The organism is Actinotalea fermentans (assembly GCF_007991475.1).
Lineage (GTDB): Bacteria > Actinomycetota > Actinomycetes > Actinomycetales > Cellulomonadaceae > Actinotalea > Actinotalea fermentans.
Map to the genome: position 1 here is coordinate 1 of NZ_BJYK01000012.1, position 18,996 is coordinate 18,996.

Sequence of the window (18,996 nt, forward strand, 5' to 3'; positions counted from 1 at the left end):
CCCCGAGGGGCGGGCCACGCCGGTCGTTCAGCCCTTCACGGCTCCCGTCAGACCACCGACGATGCGGCGCTCGAACAGGCTGAAGAACGCCAGCGCCGGCAGCATGGCCAGCGACGTGAACGCGAGCACGCGTGCCGTGTCCACGGAGTAGCGCGACGCGAACGCCTGCACGCCCAGGGGCAGCGTGTAGGCCGCGTCGTCGTTGAGGATGAACAGGGGCAGCAGGTAGCTGTTCCAGCTGCCGATGAACGCCAGGATCCCGACGGTGATGACGCCGGGCAGCGACAGCGGCAGGACCATCCGCCAGAAGAACCCGAGGCGGCTGCAGCCGTCGATGGCGGCGGCCTCCTGGAGCTCGTTGGGGATGGCCCGCAGGAACGGCACCAGGATGATCACCGTCATCGGCAGGCCGAAGGCGATCTGCGGCAGGATCACGCCGCCGATCTCGTTCATGAGGCCGAGGCTGCGCACCATGATGTACAGCGGCGTGATGGCCACCGTCATCGGGAACATCAGACCGGCCGCGTAGAGCGAGTACAGCGCCGCCTTGCCGCGGAAGTTGTACCGCGCGATGGCGAAGCTCACCATCAGGCCCAGCGCCACGACCCCGACGGTCGTCGTGACCGCCGCGATGGTGGAGTTCCAGACCTGCCGCCAGAAGACGTCACCCTTGAGGATGTCGACGTAGTTGCCGACCTGCCACGGCGAGGGCAGCCCGGAGGGGTCCTGGGTGATCTCGGCGTTCGTGCGGAAGCCGCCGATGATGATGTAGGCGACCGGCGCCAGCATCATCAGGATGAGCAGCACCGCGACCGCGTACACGCCCGGGTTGGCCCGCTTGAGGCCGCCGCGCGGCGGCTTGCGGGCGGGCTTCGCCGACGGCCGGTCGCTGCTCAGGGGCGGCGGGGCTACGGTCTGGGCGGCCATCAGCGTGCACCTCCCGTGATCGCACCCTCGGTGTCCCGACGGAGCACGAATCGCTGGTAGAACAGGGCGGCGATCATCGAGATCAGGAAGATCACGACGGCGACCGCGTTGCCGTAGCCGAAGCTGCCGGCGTTACGGCCGTAGGAGACCATGTACGTCGCCATCGTCGAGGTGCCCGCCGTGGAGGCGATGTACTGGCCCCAGATGATGTAGACGAGGTCGAAGAGCTGGAGCGAACCGATCATCGACAGGAACGCCCAGATCCGCGTGGTCGGGCCGAGCAGCGGCAGGGTGATGCGCCGCTGCACCTGCCAGTACGACGCGCCGTCGATCGAGGCCGCCTCGTAGAGCTCGTCGGGGATCCCCTGGAGGCCGGCGAGGAAGATGATCACGGCGAAGCCGACGTACTTCCACGTGATGATGCCCATCAGGGTCCAGATGGCGATGTCCGGGTCGGACAGCCACTCCGTGACGAACTGGTCCAGGCCCATCTTCGTGAGCAGGTCGTTGACCGCGCCGCGGCTCTGGAGCATGAGGCCCCAGCCGGTCCCGACGACGACCTCGGCGATGACGTACGGGACGAAGATGAGCACGCGGATCAGGGACTGCCCGCGCATCTTCCGGTTGAGCAGCAGGGCGAGGCCGATGGCCACCGGGCCCTGCAGCACGAGCGACATGACGACGATGAAGGCGTTGTGCTTCAAGGCGTCGTGGAACAGCGGGTCCTTGAGGATGGTGATGTAGTTCTGGAACCCGATGAAGTCGGTGGGAGCACCGTAGCCCGACCACTTGTAGAACCCGTAGTACGCCGCCATCGCCACCGGGAAGATGACGAAGGTCAGGAAGACGAGCGTGGCCGGACCGGTGAGCGCCGCGATCTCGAGGCGTTCGGCCCATCCGAGGCCGCGGCGCCGCCGGCGCGGCGGGGGCGACGCGTTGTCGCCCCCGCCGGCCGTGAGATCCACGCGCGAGCCCTTCGCGGGGCGTGAGCTCTCGCTGATGGATGTCATGTGTCAGTCAGTCCTCAGCCCCGGGCCGCGGCTTCCTTGACCGCGTCCACGATGCCAGCGGCGTCACGAGCACCCGCGAGCATGTCGACGACGGCGATGTTCAGCGCGTTGCCGACGTTCTGGCCGTAGACGGTGTCGAGCCACTGCGAGGCGTACGGGGCCGCGTTCCAGGCCTCGAGCACGGACTGCAGGTACGGCTCCTCGATGACGGCCTGGGCCTCGGTGTTGACGACCGGAGCCTGGAAGGCCACGTAGTAGGCCTCCTGGACGTCGGTGCGCGCGATGTAGTTCAGGAAGTCGGCGCAGGCCGGCGGAGCGTCCGCGGAGCAGGAGTAGCCGTCGACGCCACCGAGCATCGAACCGGGCTCACCCTGGCCACCGGGGACCTCGGGGAACGGGAACCAGCCCAGGTCGGCCAGCGGCTGCTGGTCCGGCGTGAGCGAGCCGATGACGCCGGGGTTCCAGGCGCCCATGAGCTCCATGGCGGCCTGGTGGTTCGCCAGCAGACCGGCCGACGAGCCAGCACCCTGCTGGGCGGAGGTCGTCAGGAAGCCCTCGTTGAACGGCGAGGTCGCCGCGAAGTCGGCGAGGTTCTGCGCCGCGTCGATCCAGCACTCGTCGTCGAAGTTCATCTCCTGGCCGGCGGCCTCGAGGGTCTCGGGGCTGCAGGCGCGCAGGGCGAAGTGGTAGTACCAGTGCGCAGCGGGCCACGCGTCCTTGGCACCGAGGGCGATCGGCGCGACGCCGGTGCCCTTGAGCGCCTCGACGGCGTCGTTGAGCTCGTCGATCGTGGTCGGGACCTCGTCGATGCCGGCCTCGGCGAAGAGGTCCTGGCTGTACCAGATACCGCCCGGGAGCACGGCGACGGGCATGGCGTAGACCTTGCCGTTGAGCGAGTTCGCCGCGAACGAGCCCTCGGGGATGAGGGCCTTGGTCTCGTCGGTGATGAGGTCGGTGAGGTCCATCAGCTGGCCGGCGTTGACCATCGCGGCCATCTTGCCGCCACCGCGCTGCATGAAGATGTCAGGGGCGTCGCCGGCGTTCAGCGCCGTCTGGAGCTTGCCGTCGAGCTCCTCGTTCTGGATCGACTGGATGTCGATCGTGACGTTCGGGTTCTCCTCCTGGAAGGCGGCAACGGTGGCCTCCCAGAACTCGACACCCGGGCCGGTGGTGGCGTTGTGCCAGAACGTCATCGTGACGGGCTCGGCGTCGGTCGAGGTGCCCTCGTCCGTGCCGGTGTCGGTGCCGGTGTCGCCCTCGTCGTCACTGGAGCACGCGGCGAGACCCGCGACCAGGACGAAGGCCGCGGTCGAGGCCGCGAACACCTTCCTCGTGTTCATGCGATGTGTCCTCTTTCTCCTCGTTGAGTTTCGCGACACGACGCCGTGTCGCGGGACATCCGCTGCGGCTCGAGGCCGCTCACTGCAGACCGCGCCGCCGTCCGGCCGGCCCCGGTTCGTCCCCGGCACGTGGGGAACGGACCACGCCGGGACCGACGCCAGCCGCACTGCTGGGCAGTCGCCACTTCTCCATCGTTGTACAACGACGATGTAGGCACCCTCTCAGCGGGGGCGGGAGCGCGTCAATCGCGGCAGATAACGATTTCGGCACCGCTCCGTCACGGCTTCGCCACCACCGCCGGGCGGGAGCGCTTCCGCCGCGGTGGCCGTGCGCGGCTGCGGCCGGCGGGGTCGACGTCCCACCGGCCGCAGCCGTCGTGCAGGCCGCGGCAGCCGAGGTCCGCGGCGCGAGGAGGTCAGCCCTGCGGCGCCTCCTGGAACAGGCGGGGCAAGAGGTCGATCAGGTTCGCCGACCACACGTCGAAGCCGTGCGGACCGACCGACGGACCCGCGAACTCGTACTCCACGCCGCGCTCGTCGAGGCCCGCCATGGTGCCGTAGACCCAGCCGGCGGCGAAGTCGCTCACGTCGCCCACGTAGATCCGCGCGAGCGTCGTGCCCTCGTTCACCGCAGCCGCGTCCACCGTCGGCCACCAGAACAGGCCACCGGAGAAGGCGCCGACGTACGCGAACTCGCCCGGGTACATCAGCCAGGTGGCCAGCGAGTTCATGCCGCCCATCGAGAGGCCGGCGATCGCCCGCTCCTGCGGGTCCTCGCTCACGTGGTACCCCGCCTGGACGGCCGGGATGACGTTCTCCCGGAGCTCGACCTGGTAGTTCGAGACGTTGCCGTCGGGCATCACGACGACCATCGGCTCGATCTCGCCCTGGCGGTACAGGTTGTCGAGGATCTGCGGCGCCCGGCCGACCTCGACCCAGTCGCCCCAGTTCTGGCCGCCGCCGTGGTTGAGCACGAACAGCGGGTACGGCTCGGCGCGCGCCGGGTCGTAGTCCGGCGGCGTCCAGACGTACGCGTTGCGGTCGGTGCCCGTCAGGGCGCTGGCGTAGGTCAGGACGTCCACGCTGCCGCGGTCGGCCTCGGGGGCGTCGGCGAGCAGCAGGTCCGTCTCGCCCGGGACGAAGAGCGGGCTGACACCCGTGAGGGTGTTCACCGTGTCCTCGGGGTCCTTCACGTCCACCCCGTCGACGACGTACCGGTAGTAGTAGAAGCCGTCGAGCGGACCGAGGGCGAGGCGCCAGCGGTCGTCCACCTTCGTCATCGGGATGCGGAACCAGGCACCGTTGGGGGCCCAGTTCGCCCAGACGGTGACGTCCTTGGCGTCCGCCCACTGGGTACCCGTCTCGAAGGTGACGATGCCGTTCTCGTCGATGTGCGGCGTCGTGATCGAGCCCGTGGCGGGCGCCACGTACGGCTCGTCGAGGGGCAGGTTCCCGTCCCGCGGGCCGGGGGCGGTGCCGCGCGTGAAGACCCGCGACGCGAAGTCGCGCACGGCCTCACGCCAGGTGTCCCAGGTCGCGCCCTGGTCCGGGTCCACGCCGTCGAACTGGTGCCGCACGCCGGCGCGCTCGAAGGCGCGCAGCAGTGCCTCGGTGCCGTTGTAGGCGGGGTCGAGGACGTTGCCCACGTACAGCCGGAGCAGGTCGGTCCGCCCGTTGATGCGGTGGGCGTCCGGCCGGCGGATCGACAGGTCGTCCAGGCTGCCCGAGAGGGAGCCGACCGACCGGAAGGTGCCCGGCTGGTGCACCAGGAGGTCCAGCGCCGTCCCGGCGCCGGTGCCGATGCCGGCCACGGCCTGCTGACGACCGTCGCGCGCGACGCGGTACGCGTCCCGCACGGCCGGCACCAGCGAGCGCAGGAGCTCGGCCCGGGGGTCGGCGACGTTCACGTCGGCCATGACGACGACCATCGGCTCGATCTCACCGGCCGCGACGAGGTTGTCGAGGACCTGCGGGATGCGACCCAGCTCCGCCCACTCGCGGGCGCTCTGACCCTCGTCAGCGAGCAGGTAGAGCACCGGCAGCGGCTTGGCGGCCGGGCCGTGACCCGGACCGTGACCGGGGCCGCGGCCGGGGCCGGGAGCGGGCGGGTTCGCCTGGTAGTCCGCGGGCGTCCAGACGAGCGCCGTGCGCTCCTCGTGCGTGACGACGCTCTGGTAGGCGAGCTCGCTGACCGTGCCACCGCCCTCGGCGACGTCGGTCATCCACTCGACGCCCGGACCCGGGACGAAGAACGTGTTCCAGTTCGGCTGGGACGTGACCGTCACCGGCGAGTCGGGGTTCCGGAAGGAGATCTTCGTCCGGTCGGCCATCGTCGCGGTGTACTGGTAGTAGTACAGGCCGGGCGGGACCGGGCCCCACATCGCCTCGTAGTTCGCGCCGCTCGGGTCCATCGCCACCGCAGACCAGGTGCCGGCGGGCCCGATGTTCCCCTCGAGCTCCAGCACGGACGGCTTCGCGCCGAGCATCTGCTCGACGGTCGCCTGCGCGACCGTGAAGCGGTAGTACCCCTCGGGGGTCGTCGTGACCCACGAGTCGGTGGCCGGGGCCTCCGCTGCCACGGCCTGCGTGGCCACGACGGCGGTCCCGAGCGCGACTGCAGCTCCTGCCACGAACGCTCCGATCCGCCGGCCGACGGACCGCCGGCCCGCTCGTACGGGATGAGTCATCGTCATCGATTCCTCCTTGTCGTCGGCCCGGCGTGCCACGCCGCCACGCGACACCGAGCCCGCCGCCCCCCGGAGAAGCTGTTCCCCCCAGCGCGATGCGGCCCCCCGCTCCCCTTCCTGCATCGTTGTAGACGACAGCGGTTCTACAACGTCGTAGAACGCGGGGATGCGGCCTATCGTGGCCTTCGCGCACCATGCCGTCAAGACACTGGTTGGACCGGTTTTTGGGGGCTCCGGACGGCTCCGGGGCCTCTGCGCCCATGCGTGGCGATGCGGGCAGGCAGGTCCCCGCGACGAGTCTCAGGCGCGGGCCGGGGTACTGCCGCGCTCGACGATCCGCATGTCGGCCAGGTGCAGCACGGCCTCGGGCCGCACGCCGTCGCGATCGCCGCGCTCACGGACGCGGCGGCAGAGGAGCTCGACGGCGACCCGCGCGATCTCGCGGCGGCCGGGGTCGACCGTCGTCAGCGACGGGACGGTGTACCGGGCGTCCTCGATGTCGTCGAACCCGATGACGGCGACGTCCTCGGGGATGCGCCGACCGCGCACCTGCAGCTCGAACATCGCGCCCATCGCCAGGGCGTCGTTGAAGGCCACGACGCCGTCCACGTCCACGCCGGCGTCCAGGATGGCCGCCATCGCGAGCGCGCCGTTGCCGCGGTGCCAGCCGTCGTCCGCCCACCCGAACAGCGCGGGGTCGACGGCGAGGCCGCGGTTCTCGAGCGCCTGGCGGTAGCCCGCGTAGCGCAGCGCGGCGGAGCCGGCGCCCTGCGCGTGCAGCATGCCGATGACCGCGATGCGCCGGCGGCCATGGTCGAGCAGGAGGTCCGTGGCCGCCCGCGCCCCCTCGGTGTTGCGCATCGTCACGTGGTCCACGCGCGGGGAGAACATCTGCTCGCCGAGGAGCACCAGCGGGTAGTCCACCTCGAGGAGCGAGGCGTCCGTCTGCTCGAGCGCGGCGGGGCTGAAGAGGAGCCCGTCGATCAGCCCGCGGCCGGGCTCCCGCAAGGCCGCGAGCTCACCCTCCCGCGTGAACCCCGTCGGCTCGATCAGCACCTGGACGTCCTGCTCACGCGCGGCCGCGAGGATGTCGTCGGCGAGCTCGCCGAAGTACGGCTGGCCCAGCTCGGGCACCGCGAGGCCGATCATCCCGGTGCGGCCCGAGCGGAGGCTGCGCGCGGTCACGTTGACCTGGTAGCCAAGCTCGTCGATGGCCGCCAGGACCCGGTCCCGCGTCGTGTCGCGGATGTAGGGGTAGCCGTTGAGCACGTTGGACACGGTCTTCACCGAGACCCCGGCGAGGGCAGCGACGTCCACCATCGTCGCCACGGGCTTCCCCTTCGCTCGTCCCACTGGTGCCGACACTCCGTCCGCGACCTGCCTCGGGGGCGGCGGTCAGTGAATCTACCCGATCACGTGCCGCGCGGGTGGGGACGATCCGGCCGGTGGTCACGTGCCCACGGGCCGGCCTCTCAGGACGCCTGTCGCAGCCCGACCACGGCCCAGGCCGGCAGCTCCAGGTCGATCTCGAGGACGCCGTCGGCGCTCGCCTCCAGCCGCCACCGCCGCAGCCCGTCCGCGACCGTACGCAGCTCGGCCTCCTGCGCGCGCGTGAGGTTGAGCGGCTGACCCATCGCGTGCCAGGCCTCGGTCACGTTGCCGTGGTCCCAGTCCATCAGCTCGACGTCGAAGGCCGCGCCGGCCGGCACGCCCTCGACGCGGTGCCGCACCCGGCGCGCGGTGCCCACCTCGGCGAGCGCCCGCGTCGCCTCGTAGGTCACCTCCGAGCCGACGGCCGCCCGGCCCATCTCGGTCGGGTAGTTGAAGAAGACGGCGGCCACGCGGTCCGTGCCGCTGTGCCGCGTGATGACGCCGTCCGGCGTCGCCGCGAGCAACCGGTCGCCCAGGCCGGCCAGCATGGCGAACGCGTGGAACGTCGGCTTGTGGATGCCCTGCTCGTTGACCAGCCCGAACCCGCCGTGGAAGGGCCCGAGACCCGCCCCGCCCTCCTCGAACACGTCGGTGAAGGTCCAGTACGAGATCGAGTCCGCGAGCGCCGCGCAGCGCAGGAAGGCCCGGGTGATGTACGTGGCGGCGAACACCGTGTCGTGCACGAAGTCCCGGCTCGACGGCGAGGTCGACCACTCGGTGATGTGCAGCTCGGCGTCCGGGTACGGGCTGCCCGCGATGATCGACCGCAGCAGACGCAGGTCGTCCTCCGTCGCGTCGACGTGGCGGCGGATGTCGCGCGGCTGGCCGTCGGACCCGTACGCGTAGTCCGTCGGGTAGAGGTGGGTGGAGAGGAAGTCGACGGGCAGCCCTCGCTCCGCGCACCAGGCGATGAACTCCTCCACCCAGACCGGGCGCCAGTCGAGCGCGTCGACGTCGTCCGCAGCGGCCGTCGCGGCCTGCGCCGAGCGGTCCTCGACCTCGCCCGCGTACCGCGAGTCGGGCACGAAGACACTGGTGGCCGGCCCGCCGACCAGCAGCGCGGGGTCCACGCCCTTGACCGCCCGGACGGTCGCCTCGTAGAGCTCGAAGTACTCGGTCCGCGTCCCGGTCCAGAAGTGCGGCACGAGGTTCGGCTCGTTCCAGACCTCGAACCGCCACTGCCGCACCTCGTCGACGCCGTAGCGCTCGACCCAGTGCTCGACGGTCGCGGTCACGAGCGCGGACCAGCGCGCCATGTCGGTCGGTGGGCTGCAGTGCGCCTTCCACCAGAACAGCGTCTCGGTCTGCGTGGCGAGCTCGCGTGGCATGAAGCCGAACTCGACGAACGGCCGCGCGCCCGCGTCGAGGACCGCGTCGAAGACCTTGTCCACGTAGCTGAAGGTGTGCTGCGGCTCGGCCAGGACCGTGGGCGGACCGAAGCCGCCGCCGTAGGTCGCGCGGTAGACGAACATGTCGTCGTGGTACAGGCCGTGGAAGCGGACGTAGCGCGCGCCGAGCACCGAGACGGCCTCGCGGAAGTGCTCCTGCCAGTCGGCCCGGAGGGCCTCGTTGGCGCGGCCGGCGCCGACGCATGCGTTCCAGACGTGCCGGAGCGGGGCGTCGTCGGGCCGCTGGCCGTCGACGGTCAGTGGCCGGACGGCCTGCGTGTCGTTCACCGTGTCTGCGCTCCCGGTCGGCATGGTCGAAACAGTTTCGCAACCGTTCGTCGATGGCGGGACGCTACCGGCGACCTGACGACGGGTCAAGGAGGCGGCCAAGGGTGAGATCCACGCGCGTTCCAGCCTGGCGGCAGGGTTCGAACGCGTGCGATCCTTCCCGCCATGGTCCGGTCACGACCGTCGAAACGGTTTCGAGATGCGGCGCCGTCCGTCGGCTCGCGCTTCCGGACCCGCACGGCCGCGCGGACCTGGGAGGACGGCCTCGTCTGCGGCGGCGGGAGCGTCGGCGTCGTGCTCCACGGGCCACCGGGCCGGCAGGTGCTCACGCTCGCGCACGAGCGCTTCTTCGTGCCCACGGGCCCACGGCCGCCCGCTCCCGACGTCCGCCCCGTGCTCGCCGACATCCGTCGCGCCGTGGCCAACGGGGACGCCGGCGCAGCGAGCGAGCTGCTCACCGCCGCCATCCGCGCGAGCGGCTACCCCGACGGCCTGATCTGGACCGATCCGCTGGGCATCTGCGCGACGCTCACCCTGCGCACGGGCGGCGCGGCCGACGCGAGCCTCGAGCGGGAGGTGGACCTCGTCCACGGCGAGGTCGCCACCCTCTGGGACGACGAGGCCGGCGGCCGCTGCGTCCTGCGCGTCGTCGCGCCCCGGGACGAGCCGGCGGTGCTGGTCCGGCTCGAGACGGAGCGCGACCTGGCCGTCACCTGGCACCTCGCCCTGGGCGGGGCGCAGGAGACCGCGCTCGACACCGGGGTCCCCGACGGCTCCACGGCGATCCGGGTGGACCTCGCCGCCGGGCTGGACGGCCGGCTGCGGGCCGTGACCGCGGACTCGACCGCGCTCGTCGTGGCTCGCACCGGTGCGCCGTGGACACCCGACGGACCTGGACTGAGCTCTCGCCTGCAGGTGCGCGGCGGGACGCCGACGACGCTGCGCGTCGACGTCCACGTCACCTCCGGCGCCGCACCGGGCCGGGCGGCCCCACCCGCGACGGCCGCGGTGGACTGGGCGGGCGTGCGGGAACGCCAGCGCGCGACGCACGGGCGCCTCGTCCGCGCGTCGGTGCTCGACCTCGCCGGGCACGAGGACCTCGACGCCTGCACCGAGGAGGTCTGGGCCGCTGCCCGGGCGGGCGAGCCGGCCGCGCGGCGCCGCGCCGTCGAGATCGCCTACCTGGCGGGCCGGGCGCACGCGATCGCCGCCACCGGCGAGCTTCCCCCGACCCTGCAGGGCGTCTGGCAGGGCACGTGGCGGCCGGCCTGGTCGGCCGACTACACGACGAACGGGAACCTCTTCAACGGTGGTCTCGCGAGCCTGGTGCCCACCGGCACCCCGGAGCTCGCGACGTCCCTGCTCACGCTCGTCCTGGCGCACCTCGGCGACTACCGCGAGAACGCCCGCCGCGTGTTCGGGGCCGACGGGATGCTCCTCCCGGCGCGGATGTCGACGCACGGCCGCGCGAACCACGTGGCGGCCGCCTACCCCCACGTCTTCTGGACCGGCTGCGGCGGCTGGGTGCTGCGCGTCGCGGCCGATGTCGTCGCCACGACCGGCGACCGCTCGCTCGTCGACGACCGCCTGTGGTCGCTCGTCGAGGGCGTGCTCCGCTTCGCGGAGACCGCGACGGTGCCGGGTGGCGGCCGCCGGCACCTCGTCCCGGGCTACTCCCCCGAGAACACCCCGACCGGGGCCGCCGGGGCGATCACCGCGGACGCCACGATGGAGGTGGCGATCCTGCGCGACGCCGCCCGGGCCGCCAGGCTCCTGGGCACGGCCCGCGGCGACGACTCGCTCGACGCCCGCTGGTCCGCCCTGGCCGCCGCCCTGCCCGGCTACCGCGTGGCCGACGACGGCACGCTGGCGGAGTGGATCGCGGCGCCGTGGTGCGAGAACATCGCCCACCGGCACGCGTCCCAGCTCTACCCGCTGTGGTACGAGGTGGACCCGGCCTTCCTGGGCCCGGCGGGGGCGCCGTTGCGCGCTGCCGCGGCGGCCACCGTCCGGGCCAAGATCGCCTGGCGCGCCGCCGACCCCACGCCCCCGCCGGGTCGGATGGAGATGGCCTTCGGCCTCGTGCAGCTCGGGCTCGCGGCCGCCGCCCTCGGCGACGCCGACGCGGCGCTGCAGTGCGTCGAGTGGCTCGCCCTCGAGCACTGGCGCCCGGCGCTGACGACGACGCACGACGCCGGCGCCGTCTTCAACGTCGACGCGAGCGGCGGCCTGCCGGCCCTGGTGGCCGCGATGCTGCTCGGCTCCACCGGCGACGACCTGACGGCGCTGCCCGCCCTGCCCGGCGCGTGGCCGCGCGGGGAGGTCACCGGCCTGCGGGCGCGCGGCGGCGTCGTCGTCGACCGTCTCGCGTGGGACCCGCAGGGGTGCGCCCTCACGCTGCGGCGCCTGCCCGACGCGCGGTGGCTCGCGCCGGCGGGCGGCACCCGGCTGCGCGCGGGCCGCCCCTTCACCGCGGCGGGCCGCGCCCTCGCCGGCGCGCACCTGCACCTGTCCGCCGAGCCGACGACGGTGCACCTGACCTGGACCGGCCCCGCCCACGACCCGCTGACCGAGGGATGACCACATGGACCCCGCCCGACTGATCCACCTGGCCGCCGACGGCGTCTCGGTGCTGCTCGTCCAGCGCGGCGGCCTGCTCCCCACGCTGGCGCACTGGGGCCGGGGCGTCCGGGCGTCGGACGCCGAGCTGGTGGCCCTCGCCGACGCGGGCCACCGCCCGGGCATGGACGGCGGGTCCGACGTGCCGTACGAGCCGAGCATGCTCCCGGAGCACACGCGCGGCTGGGCCGGTCGGCCGGGCCTGGAGCTGCACCGCGCGGGCGCCGGCTGGTCCCCCCGGCTCACCGTGACCTCGGTGACGGTCGACGGCCGCGCCGTCGGCCCGGGCGAGGTGGCGCAGACCGGGCCGGGCCTGCTGAGCGTCCGGGCACGCGACGACGACGCCGGGGTCACGGTCACGCTCGAGGTGGAGCTGACCACCCACGGGCTGCTCCGCACGCGCGCCACCGTGCGCAACGAGCCGGGCGGCGCCGACGCCGGCGGGGCCACCGTCGCGCCCCTCGAGGTGGCCAAGGTGAGCCCCTCGCTCGCCGTCCCCGCGCGGGCGCGCGAGGTCCTCGACTTCGGGGGGCGCTGGGGCACGGAGAGGGTGCCCCAGCGCCACGCGGTCACCGTGGGCACCTACACCCGCGAGTCGCGCCGCGGGCGCACCGGCCTGGACGCGACCGGCACCCTCGCGGTCGGCGTCCCGGGCTTCGACTCGCGCGCCGGCGAGGTCTGGCTCTGCCACGTCGGCATCGGCGGCAACCACGAGCACGCGGTCGAGCGCACCGACGGCCACCAGGCCTTCCGGGGCGCCGAGCTGCTGTTCCCCGGCGAGGTGCGCCTCGGCGTCGGGCAGGAGTACGTCTCGCCGTGGGTGTACGGGAGCTGGGCCGACGGGCTCGACGCCGCGGCGCACCGGTACCACGCCTTCCTCCGCGAGCGGTCGCGGGCGGGGCGCCGGCCGCGGCCGGTGACCTACAACGTGTGGGAGGCCGTCCTGTTCGACCAGGACCCGGCCGCCCTCGCGGACCTCGCCACGGCGGCGGCGGCCCTCGGCGTCGAGCGCTTCGTGCTCGACGACGGGTGGTTCCTGGGCCGGCGCGACGACCGCGCGGGCCTCGGCGACTGGACGGTCGATCCCACCGTGTGGCCGGAGGGGCTCGCACCGTTCGCGCGCCACGTCGCCTCGCTCGGCATGGAGCTCGGGCTGTGGGTCGAGCCGGAGATGGTCAACGAGGACTCCGGGCTGGCCAGAGCGCACCCGGACTGGATCCTGCGCGCGCGCCCGGAGCTGCCGGACCGGTGGCGCTTCCAGCAGGTGGTCGACCTCACCAACCCGGCGGCGTTCGCGCACATCCTCGGCGCGCTCGACGCGCTGGTCGGCGAGCTGGGCCTGCGCTACCTGAAGTGGGACCACAACCGCGACCTGGTCGACGCCGGGCACCCCGGCACGGGCTCGGCCGCCGTGCACGAGCAGACCCTCGCCACCTACCGGCTCATGGACGAGCTGCGGGCGCGGCACGAGGACCTGGAGATCGAGAGCTGCGCGTCCGGCGGCGGCCGCGTGGACCTCGGGATCCTCGAGCGCACCGACCGCGTGCACCCGTCGGACAACCACGACCCCCTGGACCGGGTGCGCATCCTGCGCTGGACCGGGCTGCTCGTGCCGCCGGAGATGCTCGGCTCGCACGTCGCGTCCCCGCGGTCACAGGGCACCGGCCGCACCCACGACCTGAACACCCGCTGCGCGGCGGCGCTGCTGGGGCACTTCGGCATCGAGTGGGACCTGGCCGAGGCCGACGTGGCCGAGCGCGCCGAGCTCGCCCGGTGGGTCGCGGTGCACAAGGGGCTGCGCGGCCTCCTCGCGTCCGGTCACGTGGTCACCGACGGCGACGAGGACGACACACCGTCGGTCCGCGGCGTGGTCGCGCGGGACGGGAGCGAGGGGGTGTTCGCCGTGGTCACGCCGGCTCTGTCGGCCGACTCGCGGCGCCGCGTCCGGCTGCCCGGGCTCGACCCCGACCGGTCGTACCGGCTCGCCGCCGCGTGGTCCCACGTCGCGCCGCCGTGGCTCGTCCCGGCGTGGCTGCGCGCCGCCCCGCCGCTCGGCGAGCCCGACGCGCGGGCCGACGCGCCCGGGTACGCCGGCGGGCTGCTGTCGACGGTCGGGCTGGACGTGCCGACGTTCACGCCCGACCGCGTCGTCGTCGTGCACGCACGGGCGCGGTAGCCGCGCAGCGCGGGTCGCCGCGGGCTGCGCGGGTACGCAGGGGGTACCCGCGACGGCGCCGCGCACGCGCCCGGGCGGGGCACGTGCCGACCTCCGCGCCCCCCGAGGCAGGGACGCGGAGGCCGGGCGGTGGCGGCAACCCGCCACGGGGCCGAGGAGACACCGGCCGAGCGTCGACGTCCGTCCCCTGCCAGCCCTTGAAGGCGCCGTTCATGATGCCCGCCACCACGCTGAGCCTGCGCGACGCAGGCGCTGCGTCCGGTACCGGATCCGCCCGGCCGGCACCTTCGCCACCGGTCGAAACAGTTTCGCTACCTTCTGCTCAGGCGGCGAGGGTAGCCACGGGGGCGACGGCGCGTCAAGAGCCCGAAACGCCGCGCGGCGAACCGAGATGGAGCGGCCACAGGCACGGCGCTATCCTCGAAACTGGTTTCGAGGAGGGAGGGTGGATGGCCGGACGGTCCCCGAGCCGCGTGACGCTCGTCGACGTGGCTCGCGCAGCGGGCGTGACCAAGGGCACCGTGTCGAAGGTGCTCAACGACCGTAGCGACGTCGCCGCGGACACGCGCGCCAGGGTGCTCGCCGCCGTCGAGCAGCTGGGGTACCGGCCGCCACGGTCGCAGTGGGAGGCGCCGCGCACCCGCACCCTCGCCGTCGTGTTCGAGGCCCTCGACTCGCCCTACCTCACCAACGTGCTGCAGGGCATCCTCGCCGCGGCCACCGCCGCGGACACGAACCTGCTGGTCCGCCTCCCACCCGACCGCTCGGTCCGCGCCACGCGGGCCGCCGCGCGCGGCTGGGTCGCCGAGCAGCAGCAGGCCGGCGTCGTCGGGATCATCGGGCTCACGCTCGGCGAGCCCGCCGCGGTGCTGCAGGCGGCGAAGGACGTCGGCATGCCGTTCGTGATGGTCGACCCGGTCGACATCCACGACCCCACGGTGGTGACCATCGGCTCGACCAACTGGGCCGGCGGGCGGACCGCGACCGAGCACCTCCTGGGCCTCGGTCACCGCCGCATCGGCTGGATCGGCGGCCCGGAGGCGTCCGCCGCCGCGCGCGAGCGGTTCCACGGCTACACCGCGGCGCTCGACTCCGCCGGGCTGCGCCTGGACCGCACCATCGTGCGGGGCGGCCTGTTCTCGGTCGAGACGGGCGTCACCTTCGGCCAGGAGCTGCTGCGCCTGCCCGACCCGCCGACGGCCGTCGTCTGCGGCGACGACGAGATCGCGGTCGGCCTGCTCGCCGCCGCGCACGAGCTCGCGGTGCCGGTACCGGAGCGCCTGAGCGTCGTCGGGTTCGACGACACCCCGCAGGCGCTGTGGACGACACCCGCGCTCACGTCCGTGCACCAGCCCCTGACCGGCATGGGCCGGATGGCCGTCGAGACGGTCCTCGCGATGGCCGACGGCGGCCAGCCGGCCTCCCGGCAGGTCCAGCTCGTCACGACGCTCACCGTGCGGGACTCGACGGCGCCGGCGCCCTGACCCGCCTCACCGCGCGAGGACGACGACCCCGTCCCCGTCGGTGACGGTGAAGGACCGCGTGGCCAGGTCGGCCTCGAGCACCGCGGTCGCACCGGCGTTCGTCCAGCGCAGCACCAGCCGTCCGCCGTCCGCGTGCACGTCCAGGTGCGCGTCGAAGCCGAACGCGGGCGAGGCGGACCGGAAGCGCAGCAGCGTCAGCTGGTCGCGCACCACGTCCTGGCCGAGCCGCGCCACGACGTCCTCGACCGTGAGGTTGGTGCGGTTGATCTCCTTGTGACCACCCGGCCCGGCCTTCGCGACGGCGTCGTGGTCGTTCGTCCCCGCGAGCAGGTCGAGGTACCAGACCTGCGGCTTGCCCGGCATGAACAGGTGCAGCGCCCGCGCCAGCAGCATCGCGCGCGGGTCCTCCCCGAGCGCGCTGAAGTACGTGGCGTTGACCTGGTAGTACATCTGCGTGCTGCCGTGCAGGTTCTTCACGTACCCGCCGCGGCCCACGACCGTCTCGATGAGCGCCTCGATCCGCGCGTCGGGCACGAGTCCCTTCAGGTCCAGCAGGGGGATGCCGTCGTGGCAGCCCAGCATGCTCACCGTGCGGATCCCCTTGCCCTGCACCTCGCGGGCCCAGCCGGCGAGGGTCGCGGCGCTGCCCGTCTCGAGGGCGTCCAGCACCAGCCCGGGCAGGAAGAAGTCGTAGGTCAGGTAGCCCTCGCGCGCGATCCGCTCGTGCGTGCCCTCCGCGTAGCTCGCGTGGATCTCGGGCAGCAGCGTGAGCCCGTGCGCGTCGGCGAGCCCGCGCACGCGCGCGAGCAGCTCCCACGTCTCGGGGTCGTTGAGGAAGTTGCGGCGGCCCGGGGCCTTCGGCGCGTACGCGAACGCGTCGAGCCGGACGATGCGCGCGCCGTACCCGGCGAGCGTGCGCAGGGTCTCGTCGTAGAACTCCCAGACCAGCGGCGACGCGATGTTGACGTCCATCTGGCCGAGGTAGCTGCGCGTCGACGCCAGGTGCTCCAGGACCGTCTCCCGGTGCCGCGCGAGCCGGCCCCAGTCGGCGTCGCCGGGCGCCACGCCGTCGTCGAGCGCGCGGCCCACCAGGGCGGCGACCGCGACGGCCGTGCGGTACTGCAGGCCGAGCCCGACGAGCTCCGGCACGTCCGGGCGCCGGTGCACGACCTCCTGGTAGAAGGTGTTCCAGTACGGCACCTCGCGCCCGTCCGGGAACCGGACCATGAGGATCGGCAGCCCCGGCTTGCGGAAGAACATGGGCTCCAGCAGCTCCGGGTCCGGCTGCACGTAGCCGGCGTCCGTCATCGTGCCGTGGCCGTCCCAGAACCGGTTCCAGTCGATGAAGAAGTCCCGGTAGGGCGAGTCCTCACCGCGCCGCAGCAGGTCCTGGAACTGCGGCGACAGCACGGAGCAGTGGTTGAGCACGACGTCGAGCTTGAGCTCGACCCCGAGCCCGCGCAGGTCCGCCAGGTCCTGCTCGGTGGCGACCAGCTCGTCCAGCCCGTAGTCGATGACGGAGAAGCCACGGTCCAGGTCCGTGTTGAACACGCTCGGCAGCACGTAGAAGCCGTCGAAGACGCCGGCGAGCTCCGGCCGCCGCAGCAGCGCGACGGCGTCGGCGAGCCGCCCCCCGAGGCTGTCCGGGTAGGCGTTGAGCAGAGGGCGCGCGCTCGGCACGCCCGCGGCGTCAGCCATCGGTCCCCTCCTCCGCGCGCGCCATGAGCGCCCGGTACTGCGGGAAGGTCAGCCGCTCGCCGCTCTTGGCGAGGATGATCGCCGCGTCGGGCGCCTGGGCGTCGAGCATCTCCTGCTCCAGGCCCAGCACCAGGGCGGTGAACGGGCTGTCGGTCGCGCCGTCCCGCCCGCGCGCCCGCCGGTGCGCCAGGGTCTCCGCCGGGGTGCTGTTCAGCAGGATGCGCACGTCCACCCCACGCAGGTGCCGGCTCGCACCGTGCGTCCACTCCACGACGACGACGTCGACGCCGGTGACGTCCACCGCCTCGTACCAGAGGTCGGCCGGCCCGCGCCCCATCCGCCGCAGGTGCAGCCGGGACGCCCCGTTCTTGAACTCGCCGAGGATCGCCGACAGGTGGTCGAAGTCGATCTCCGCCGGCGTGCCGAGGTACCCGGCCAGGGCCGAGCGCCCCGCGCGCTGGTAGGAGGCCAGCCACGGGTGCTGGGCCACGTGCGCGGGGTCGGCGTCGGCGTCGTCGGCCTGCAGCGCACGCAGCGCTGCGGTGCGCTCCGGGGTGACCAGGCCGTCCACGACCAGGCCGCGGACGCCGCCGTCGCGGAAGACCCGCAGGCGCTCGGCGTCGTTCTGGGCGGGGATCCGCCGCGGGTAGTTGTCGCCGGACAGGGTGTACGCCCCGACGCCGGCGCTGCGCAGGAAGAACGCGAGCAGCGAGGCGATCTCCGACTTGCCGACCCCCGAACCGCCGGCGACCGCGACCACCGCGCGCGCGGACGGGTTCGCCGCGACGGCGGGCACCAGCGCGTCGACCACCATCGGCAGCAGGGCGTTCGCCTTCGCGACGTGCGCCGGGCCGATGCTCACCCGGTCCCCCGGCATGTCACCAGTCGGGATCTCGGCCGGCACCTCGACCGGCCGCCACGGCAGGCACGCCCGGAGCGCCCCGACGACGTCCCTCATCGCTGTCCCTCCACGATCCGCGGCGCCACCGCGGGTGCCGTACGCGCGAGCAGCCGGTGCACCCAGCGCCGCCGCGCCTCGCGCGCCTGCCGCGACAGCGTCGCCGTGGGCTCGAAGTAATCGAAGCCGTGGAAGCCGCCGGGCCACACGTGCAGCTCCGCGGCGCCACCGCCGCGCCACAGGAGCCGGGCGTAGTCGACGACCTCGTCCCGGAACGTCTCCGCCGAGCCTACGTCCAGGAACGCCGGCGGGAGGCCGCTCAGGTCCGACGCGCGGGCCGGGGCGGCGTGGGCGGGGACGTCCGCACCCCCGACGGCGTCACCCAGGTAGGCGCGCCACGCGGTGGCGTTCGCCGTCCGGTCCCAGGCGCCGTGGCCGGCCATCTGCCGGGCCGACCCGGAGTCGTTCCGGTCGTCGAGCATCGGGCACGTCAGCAGCTGCCCGGCGAGCGCCGGGCCGCCCGTGTCGCGCACGAGGAGCGCGAGCGCCGCGGCGAGCCCGCCCCCGGCGCTGATGCCCTCGACGACGACGCGCGCCGGGTCCAGGCCCAGCTCCCCCGCGTGCGCGACGAGCCAGGTCAGCGCCGTCTCCGCGTCGTGCAGCGCGGCCGGGTACGGGTGCTCCGGCGCCAGGCGGTAGCCCACCGACGCGATGGCGCAGCCGGCGTCGGCGGCCAGGTCGAGGAGGGGCACGACGTCGTCCCAGGCCGTGCCCGTGACGAGGCCGCCGCCGTGCAGGTGCAGGAGCCACGGCACGGGCCCGGCCGCCTCGGCCGGGCGCAGGAGCACGACCTCGACGCCGGGCCGGCCGTCGCGGACGGCGGTGAGGACCGACGTCCGGAACCGCCCGGCGGCCGCCTCCTCGACGGCCGCCGGGGTGGTCGAACGGTCACGCAGACCGACGATCTCGTGGGCCTCGAGCGCACGGACCACCTCGTCGCGACGGCGGACGAGGGCAGCCTCCAGCTCAGGGTCGAACGGTGGACGCAAC

12 protein-coding genes are annotated in these 18,996 nt (G+C 73.7%); 3 read left to right on the forward strand and 9 right to left on the reverse strand.

The genetic code is table 11. From position 1 onward, the window contains the following. Window positions 1-27: 27 nt before the first annotated feature. The 6 genes from AFE02nite_RS15730 to AFE02nite_RS15755 all read right to left on the reverse strand — a co-directional run bounded on the left by AFE02nite_RS15730 (window position 28) and on the right by AFE02nite_RS15755 (window position 9,071). Window positions 28-927, reverse strand: coding sequence for a carbohydrate ABC transporter permease (locus AFE02nite_RS15730; protein ID WP_034245005.1), 900 nt, complete (start codon window positions 925-927; stop codon window positions 28-30). Beyond that, complete coding sequence (locus AFE02nite_RS15735) at window positions 927-1,937, reverse strand: carbohydrate ABC transporter permease (RefSeq protein WP_034245003.1); 1,011 nt, start codon at window positions 1,935-1,937, stop codon at window positions 927-929. The genes AFE02nite_RS15730 and AFE02nite_RS15735 overlap by 1 nt, the downstream gene beginning before the upstream one ends. 14 nt (window positions 1,938-1,951) lie before the next feature. Then, window positions 1,952-3,277, reverse strand: a complete 1,326-nt coding sequence (locus tag AFE02nite_RS15740) for an ABC transporter substrate-binding protein (RefSeq protein ID WP_034245001.1) — start codon at window positions 3,275-3,277, stop codon at window positions 1,952-1,954. A 416-nt stretch (window positions 3,278-3,693) separates the two neighbouring features. After that, window positions 3,694-5,907, reverse strand: coding sequence for an alpha/beta hydrolase (locus AFE02nite_RS15745; protein WP_186814586.1), 2,214 nt, complete (start codon window positions 5,905-5,907; stop codon window positions 3,694-3,696). A gap of 357 nt (window positions 5,908-6,264) precedes the next feature. Beyond that, entirely contained in the window at window positions 6,265-7,284 is a 1,020-nt protein-coding gene (locus AFE02nite_RS15750) for a LacI family DNA-binding transcriptional regulator (RefSeq protein WP_034245023.1), read from the reverse strand. Window positions 7,285-7,436: 152 nt separating this feature from the next. Then, window positions 7,437-9,071, reverse strand: a complete 1,635-nt coding sequence (locus AFE02nite_RS15755) for a GH39 family glycosyl hydrolase (protein WP_261765666.1) — start codon at window positions 9,069-9,071, stop codon at window positions 7,437-7,439. Window positions 9,072-9,236: 165 nt separating this feature from the next. On the opposite strand from AFE02nite_RS15755, the gene AFE02nite_RS15760 reads away from it, so the two are divergent. The 3 genes from AFE02nite_RS15760 to AFE02nite_RS15770 all read left to right on the forward strand — a co-directional run bounded on the left by AFE02nite_RS15760 (window position 9,237) and on the right by AFE02nite_RS15770 (window position 15,350). Then, complete coding sequence (locus AFE02nite_RS15760) at window positions 9,237-11,651, forward strand: glycosyl hydrolase family 95 catalytic domain-containing protein (RefSeq protein ID WP_146820008.1); 2,415 nt, start codon at window positions 9,237-9,239, stop codon at window positions 11,649-11,651. A 4-nt stretch (window positions 11,652-11,655) separates the two neighbouring features. Continuing rightward, window positions 11,656-13,866, forward strand: a complete 2,211-nt coding sequence (locus tag AFE02nite_RS15765; RefSeq protein ID WP_146820009.1) for an alpha-galactosidase — start codon at window positions 11,656-11,658, stop codon at window positions 13,864-13,866. Window positions 13,867-14,315: 449 nt separating this feature from the next. After that, complete coding sequence (locus tag AFE02nite_RS15770; RefSeq protein WP_034246881.1) at window positions 14,316-15,350, forward strand: LacI family DNA-binding transcriptional regulator; 1,035 nt, start codon at window positions 14,316-14,318, stop codon at window positions 15,348-15,350. A gap of 6 nt (window positions 15,351-15,356) precedes the next feature. Here the strand turns inward: AFE02nite_RS15770 and AFE02nite_RS15775 are convergent, their stop codons facing one another. From AFE02nite_RS15775 to AFE02nite_RS15785, 3 genes are read right to left on the reverse strand one after another with little or no spacing between them, the layout of a single operon-like run. Continuing rightward, on the reverse strand, window positions 15,357-17,048 hold the full coding sequence (locus AFE02nite_RS15775; protein WP_034246883.1) for an alpha-amylase family protein: 1,692 nt from the start codon (window positions 17,046-17,048) through the stop codon (window positions 15,357-15,359). Then, the gene (locus AFE02nite_RS15780) at window positions 17,041-18,006 is read right to left on the reverse strand and encodes a nucleoside/nucleotide kinase family protein (protein ID WP_186814587.1); all 966 of its coding nucleotides are present in this window, start codon (window positions 18,004-18,006) and stop codon (window positions 17,041-17,043) included. Before AFE02nite_RS15780 ends, AFE02nite_RS15775 begins: the two co-directional genes overlap by 8 nt. After that, window positions 18,003-18,995, reverse strand: coding sequence for an alpha/beta hydrolase (locus AFE02nite_RS15785; protein ID WP_052113751.1), 993 nt, complete (start codon window positions 18,993-18,995; stop codon window positions 18,003-18,005). Before AFE02nite_RS15785 ends, AFE02nite_RS15780 begins: the two co-directional genes overlap by 4 nt. Window position 18,996: the final 1 nt, after the last annotated feature.